This window comes from Litorilinea aerophila (assembly GCF_006569185.2).
Classification (GTDB): Bacteria; Chloroflexota; Anaerolineae; order Caldilineales; family Caldilineaceae; genus Litorilinea; species Litorilinea aerophila.
The window spans coordinates 115,861-122,660 of the sequence record NZ_VIGC02000018.1; the positions used below are offsets into that span (position 1 = coordinate 115,861).

General features: G+C 58.2%; 8 protein-coding genes. All 8 read right to left on the minus strand.

The annotated features are described in order from the left end of the window. Positions 1-95 precede the first annotated feature (95 nt). Positions 96-1,586, minus strand: coding sequence for a B12-binding domain-containing radical SAM protein (locus FKZ61_RS14560; protein ID WP_141610857.1), 1,491 nt, complete (start codon positions 1,584-1,586; stop codon positions 96-98). A gap of 121 nt (positions 1,587-1,707) precedes the next feature. Next, entirely contained in the window at positions 1,708-2,067 is a 360-nt protein-coding gene (locus tag FKZ61_RS14565; protein ID WP_141610858.1) for a rhodanese-like domain-containing protein, read from the minus strand. Between the two features lie 27 nt (positions 2,068-2,094). Further along, positions 2,095-2,451: a NifU family protein gene (locus FKZ61_RS14570; RefSeq protein ID WP_141610859.1), complete on the minus strand. Its 357-nt coding sequence runs from the start codon at positions 2,449-2,451 to the stop codon at positions 2,095-2,097. A gap of 147 nt (positions 2,452-2,598) precedes the next feature. Beyond that, entirely contained in the window at positions 2,599-2,991 is a 393-nt protein-coding gene (locus FKZ61_RS14575; protein ID WP_141610860.1) for a DUF2203 domain-containing protein, read from the minus strand. Positions 2,992-3,117: 126 nt separating this feature from the next. Continuing rightward, entirely contained in the window at positions 3,118-3,492 is a 375-nt protein-coding gene (gene erpA, locus FKZ61_RS14580) for an iron-sulfur cluster insertion protein ErpA (RefSeq protein WP_141610861.1), read from the minus strand. 190 nt (positions 3,493-3,682) lie between these two features. Further along, the gene (gene moaA, locus FKZ61_RS14585) at positions 3,683-4,741 is read right to left on the minus strand and encodes a GTP 3',8-cyclase MoaA (protein ID WP_229964267.1); all 1,059 of its coding nucleotides are present in this window, start codon (positions 4,739-4,741) and stop codon (positions 3,683-3,685) included. A 78-nt stretch (positions 4,742-4,819) separates the two neighbouring features. Further along, positions 4,820-5,518, minus strand: a complete 699-nt coding sequence (locus tag FKZ61_RS14590) for a helix-turn-helix transcriptional regulator (RefSeq protein WP_141610862.1) — start codon at positions 5,516-5,518, stop codon at positions 4,820-4,822. A 513-nt stretch (positions 5,519-6,031) separates the two neighbouring features. After that, on the minus strand, positions 6,032-6,577 hold the full coding sequence (locus tag FKZ61_RS14595) for a hypothetical protein (protein WP_141610863.1): 546 nt from the start codon (positions 6,575-6,577) through the stop codon (positions 6,032-6,034). Between the last annotated feature and the right edge of the window lie 223 nt (positions 6,578-6,800).

Genomic DNA, 6,800 nt, shown 5'->3' on the forward strand with positions numbered 1-6,800 from the left:
AAAGGTGAATTCGTGATGCGTAATGCGTAGAATATAAAAGACGAGAGTGCAGAATTTTCCTGCACTACGTTTTACACATTACTTACACATTACGCTCAGATGGCGCCCTCGGCTTCCACGGCCTTGCGCAGCCCCGTCTTCTCCTTCTTGGGGAAGAAGGTCCGCATGGCGATGCGCACGTTGCGGGGCAGGTTCAGCCAGAAATCCTTCTTCTTGATGCGGCGGATGATGGGCGAAGGCCGCAGGTAGAACTGGCGATACGCCCGTCGGTACATCTCCTCCACCAGCTCAGCAGTCATCTCGCCCATCTCATAGCGGGCTTTCTGCTCGAAGAAGACGTAGTCCTCCCAGTCGTTGATCAGGAAGCGACCCTGGCGTTTCACGATCTCGTAGACCTTGGTGCCGGGGTAGGGCGTCATCATGGAGAAGTTGGCAATCATCGGATCCAGCTCGATGGCAAAGTCGATGGTACGCTGCATGGATTCCCGGGTGTCGCCCGGCAGCCCGATGATCATGAAAGCGATGGTCTCCAGCCCTACTTCCTTGGCATTCTTGAAGGCCTGGCGGATGGTGTCGTGATCCACCTTCTTGTCGATGCTCTTGAGGATTTCGGGATCGCCCGTCTCCACGCCAAAGGCGGTGCGCTTCAGGCCGGCCTGCTTCAAGAGGGCCAGCAGCTCTTTACTGGCCAGGTTGGCCCGGATGCCGTTGACGAAGATCCAGGGGACGTGGTTGAGCTTGTGTTCGATGAGCAGCTTTGCCAGCTCTTCCAGCCGCTTGACGCGAATGTTGGCGCTGTCATCCAGGACGCCGATCTCCTGCGCGCCCAGGTCCTCCACCAGGTGGCGCCATTCGGCCAGGACGTTCTCCGGGCTGCGGCTGCGCCACTTGATGGGCATGATGCTCTGGCTGCAGAAGGTGCAGCGGTAGGGGCAGCCCCGGCTGGTGAGGATGCTGAAACTGCGGGCGCCGTCCACATGGTCGGTGGCCGGCTGCAGGTTGGTGTAGCGGTCCATCTTAAAGAGATGGTAGGCGGGCCAGGGCAGGCTGTCCAGGTCGGCGATGGGGGGCCGATCCGGGTTGTTGTGGATCTGGCCGTCGCTGGTCTTGTAGGTGATCCCCAGGCAGTCGGAGAAGATCTCGTTCTCCGGGTGCATGAAGGCTTCGGTGTGGTAGGAGGGCTGATCCTTGAGGTAGGCTTCCAACCGGTTGCAGATATCGATCCAGGTCTCCTCGCCTTCGCCCCGCACCACGATATCCACATAGGGCTTCTCGCAGCTCTCCTCAGGCAGGACGCTCACGTGGGGCCCGCCCAGGACAATGGGGCAGTCGTGGACCTCCTTGATGGCGCGTGCCGTGCGCCAGGCCTGTTTGACCTGGGGCGTGTTGGCCGTGATGCCGACAATGTGGGGGCGAAACTCCTGGACAAAGTCGGCCACGGACCGGCGCTCCACGTCGGCATCGAAGATCACCACCTCGTCGCCCCGACGCTCACTGACAGCCGCCAGATAGGCCAGGCCCAGATGAGGCGTCGTCCGGGTGTCGATGGGCAGGCGAAATTTTGGATTGATTAATGCGACACGCACAGTGATCCCTCCTCAATCAAGGGTACAGTATCGATAAGAACGCGTGGGATTCTACCACGGCTTCCCCGATCGCCCAAATTAATATGAAACGCTTGATAAAAATTAGCGGCCCGGGTAGGCATCAGTAGCTGCCCACCGACGGGTCGATCTCCCGGGCCCAGGCATCGATGCCGCCGGCCATGTTGTAGACCCGCTTCCAGCCCTGCTGGCGGAGCCAGGCTGCCACCTGAGCACTGCGCACGCCGTGGTGGCAAAAGACCACGATCTCCGCCTCCCGATCCAGGAGCGCCTCGGGCAGGGCATCCAACTGGCGCTCGGCCAGCTCGCTCAGGGGGACGGTCAGAATTTCGGCATCATCAATGCGGGCGGCGGTCCACTCCACCGGCTCCCGCACATCCAGCCATAAAAAAGGAACGCCAGAACGGCGCTTTTCTGCCACTTCCTGGACGGTCAGTTCGGGTACACCAAAGGGATTGGGCATCACAATCTCCCTCGAAGCGATGGAGTGTCAGGAGGATGGGTGGGGCGAGCGGTTGTAGAGCGCCGAGATGTCGATGTCGGTGATGGCATTCACGCCCTTAATCTCGGGAAAATGTTCCTTGAGCAACCGCTGAATGCCCAGTTTCATGGTCAGCAGGCTGATGGGGCAGTCGATACAGGCCCCCAACATCTGAATGTGGGCAATGCCACTCTCGTCCACCCTCAAGAGCGCCACATCCCCGCCGTCCATGTACAGGGTGGGGCGATAGGTATCCAGGACCGCCTGGATACGCGCTTCCAGGGAGTCTTCACGGTCGGAGGTGGACGGAAGTGTTGCCTCCTGGGATGCCGTACGCGCCGGCGATGCCTCTACAAAATCTGCCATGGTTCTGTTCACTGGTTCCTTCACCCATTTCCCTCCAGGCTTGAGTCAATCCCGGCAGAAGCCCACAGATGGCTGCTGCCGGAAGTCATACAGCCGAATTTCTGGCGTGGTATTGACGCCAGACTGTGCTGAATCCTGGAAGGCCCGTCAGCTTACCAGATCGTCAATGGGCCGGCGGCCCGCATAGCCAGCGTTCAAGTCGTGCCAGTACAGAATGTCCTCTTCCCCATAATGCCAGCAGAGGTAAATCTCCCGGCCGGCCCGTTTGCCCAAAAAGTCCACCAACCCCTGGTCGATATCCTTGACCAGCACGCCCAGGTTCATGATGCCTTTGACGCCCTTCTCCAACTGGCAGAACTCCTGGTAAAGGTCGCTGGCGGCCCGGCTGCCGCCATTGGTGGCAGCCTTCTGCAGCACGGGCCAGGCATCAGGGCGCAGGCGCAAAATCTCGCGCCGGGCGCGCTGGATGTGCTCCATCAACTCTTTCACCTGGGGCAGAATGGCCCGGGCCTCGGCCAGGGTAAAGTATCGTGCATTCATGAAATCGTCGGATGCTCGAAGGAGAACCTCCGTTGTCTCCCGAGGGCAAAGGCCGCCCAGGGACAGAAATTGGGCGAGGAGGGGAAAGTCTCCTCGCCCAATGGGTACCGGAAAGTTTAAGATGGTTTAATGGCCGCAGCTCTGTTCGGGCACAGCCTCGCCGGTATGGGTGCGGGCTGTCCGGAAGCTGCTGCCGCAGCCACAGGCGCTGACCGCCTGGGGGTTCTCGATGTGGAAGCCGCCCCCCATCAAATTGTCCACATAGTCAATGTTGGAACCGTCGATGTAAAAGAGGCTGGTGGGATCGACCAGGACCCGCAGGCCGTGCTGCTCGTAGACCTCATCCCCTTCCCGGATGTTGTCATCGAAGGTCATGCCGTACTGCATGCCTCCGCAGCCACCGCCCTTGACGAAGACACGCAGGGCGTGGGTCTCGCGCAGCCCCTTTTGCTCCATGATGCTGGCCAGTTTCTCTGCAGCAGCGGGAGTCAGAGTAATCATTTCCAGGCTTCTCCTTGACTGAATAGTTGCTCAAGTTCGACTGAACTCGTCACCGAATCACACGACTCTGAATCGCAATCGATAAGCAGCGTTAAATGTCAACGTTCCACACAAATTGTACCCGGTAGGGCCCGGAGTGCCAATTTGCCCGTCCACCGACCTACCGCGCCCTGGCCAGGAAGCGGATGATCTAACCGCCGATCTGGTTCATGGCCCGATTGGCGGCGTAGAGCCCCTCGGCCAGCCCATGCCCCCATGGCTTGTGGAAGGCCGCATCCCGCATGAGGGTGCGCATCTCCTCGAAAGTGGCTCCCTGGCGTAGGGGCGTCAACAGATCCACCTCGTCGTCTCGCAGGAGGCAGAGCCGGAGCTTGCCATCGGCCGTTAATCGGACCCGCCCACAGCCCTGGCAGAAGGGCTCGGTCACACTGCTGATGAAGCCCAGGGTGCCCAGCGCGCCGGGAATGCGGAAAGGACGGCTGGGATCCAGGTAGTCGTAGCCCACCTCTTCCAGCGGTCCAAAAACGGCCTCCACCCGCTCCCGGATCTCCCGGAAGGAGACAACGTTGCTCTGCTGGAAATCAGCCACCTCGCCGAAGGGCATCATCTCGATGAAGCGGACTTCCCAATCGTTCTCCAGGGTCAAACGGGCCAGGTCAATCACGTCATCGTCGTTGAAATGACGAACCACCACGCAGTTGAGCTTGAGGGGGCGCAGGCCGGCTTCCTCGGCGGCCCGAATGCCCCGCCACACATCCTCCATCCGCCCCCAGCGGGTGATACGGTGGAATTTGTCCGGGTTGAGGGTGTCGATGCTGATGTTGACCCGCTTGAGGCCTGCCTCGGCCAGGGGACGTGCCAGCTTGTCCAGGAGGATGCCGTTGGTGGTCATGGCGATGTCCCGGATGCCGGGCACCGACGCAATCCCACGCACAATCTCCACCACACCGGGCCGGATGGTGGGCTCGCCGCCGGTGAGCCGAATCTTGTCGACGCCCAGGCTGGCTGCCACCTGGACCAGGAAGAGGATCTCCTCGTCGGTCATCAGCTCGTGGCGGGGGCGGAAGTGCATATCCTCCGGCATGCAGTAGACGCAGCGCAGGTTGCAGGCGTCCGTGAGACTGATGCGCAAATAGTGAATCCGCCGCCCATAGCTGTCGTGCATGGGGGTGATGGGCAGGGGATCCGGCACCGGATCGATGGTGACGGAACCTGGTATATCGGCATGAAATTGAAGTTGAGTGCGCAACGTAAGCTCTCCCCTATTCTGGCCTTTCAAGGCGGAACAGTCCCCCTGTGGCTTGTCCAAAGGGCACCGAATGGGCTGCTATGCCATGAGCATGATCTCGCTGCGGGCCACTCCTTCCGTTTGTTCGGGGGAATCTCCGGCAATGCAGATTTCGTAGGTACAGCAATGCCCATCTTCCACCATGGAGCGGATGCGCCGGCAGGTTTGCCCCATCAGCTCGTTGATCAGCTCCTGATCCATCAGGCAAAGCTCCCGGTGATCGGCTGAAACGCCGGCGTAGGGACAGTTGTATTTGTGGAGCAGGTAGCGGCCGGGCCGGGTATCATCCTCTTCCAGTTCCACCTCCCAGCGAGCCAGGTACCCCCGCTCGCGCAAAAACTGGGTGACCTGCCCCAGCCGCTCCTCCAGGGAGAGGGCGGCCAGCTCATCCGCGGCCAACTCCGCGGCAAAACGCCGGGCCAATGCACGGAAGGCCTTATCCACCTCATCGGGGGGGAGGATGGCCTTCAACTGGCGGACCAACCCGGCAGCCAGGGCGGCGAAATTGTCTGGGAAATGTTCGTTGGCTTCTGGGGTGAGGGCATAGACCTGTTGCGGCCGCCCCACATGTCCCTTGCGCTCCAGGCGGTCCACACAGATCAGGTTATCTCCCTGCAGCACGTCCAAATGGTGGCGCACCGAGACCGGCGCCATATCCAGCGCCTGGGCCAACTCGGCAACGGTGGCCCCTTCCCGTTCTTTCAAAATTTCCAGGATCTGCTTGCGAACTGCGTGCACAGTGCTTTTGACCTAACCCAGGGTAGATGGGACCCGATGCCAAAGACAAGAGCACTATACCATAGGGGGTGTCCTGTGTCAATTATTATGAAATTGATGATAAATATTAGGTCAGTGCCACACCAAGCGTCACGAAAAATTCTCTCGAATAAGTGAAATCAACGCAACGCTCTATTGATTGGTCTCAACATCTAGTACAAATCCCGGGCAAATCCAGGACTCAAATTTGCACAAAACGAATGGACGAACAAGTCAATAACAGACGACAGAAAACAGGTGCTGGAAACGCAACGGTGAAATTTTTCACAGATCTGCAAGATCTCGCCCGTCTGAAAAAACAGATACAGCCAGGGTCAGGGTCTCCTCCGGACCACTGATGTTGCGTCTCGATATCCAAGTGGGCTCTGCTCTCTTCATCGTGGGTGACTCCAATGCCCCCCGGTGGACAAATCCGGCAATAATCGATAATGAAGGGCAGTGGAAGACGGTGGTCTGTACGGTTTCCCCATGGACTCATGGATATGAAACAGCATGTTCTCCAATATCTAGCAGTTTACCGGATTCAGTCGTCCATATAATCGGCTTTTGCTGTTCTCCCCTCGTAATAAATGTATAAATTGTCATCATATCACCAACGATCACCACCCAATCGCGTGCCTCAATATTGTCAAACTGGAAATATCCATTGTCATCAGAAAATGTAGAAGGACTAAAAGAGTTGCTTAATGTCCAAAAGCAATCTGTTTCTTTGTCTTGTGGAGTAGTGTTTTCAGGGCAGTAAACTTCCGCCAGACGAATCACTGCATTTGTAATGGGCTGCCCAGTTACAGTGTGGAGAATTCTGCCGCGAAGAGATGCTCCTTCGCCGTAGGTGGGCACAAAGGCCAGAGGGCTCTCCGGTGCAAGCGGTGAAACTGGACTTTCCGGTTGTCCCACCGAGCCCCCCGACTTTTTGTTAACTTCTGTAACGGAAGTTCTCGCTTCACTCGAGGTGACAGTTGGATTAGGGAGAGGTTCTTTTTGTCGTGTATTACAAGAGACAAGGATCATCAAACTCATGAAGAAAATCGTGAAAAGACGGATGCGACGAACTATTGTATATAGGCATACCATTTTCTTCTCTTATCCTTTCAGATTCAGCCAAACCCAGCACTCTACCACATTGATTATTGAGGGTATAGGCGATGGAGTTTGAACCAAGCATCTGCCGTGGTGAAGCGCCACTCTACGGTGGCCCGGGCCGCGTTCCGGTCCTCTTCCCACGCCTTCACCTCCTGACATA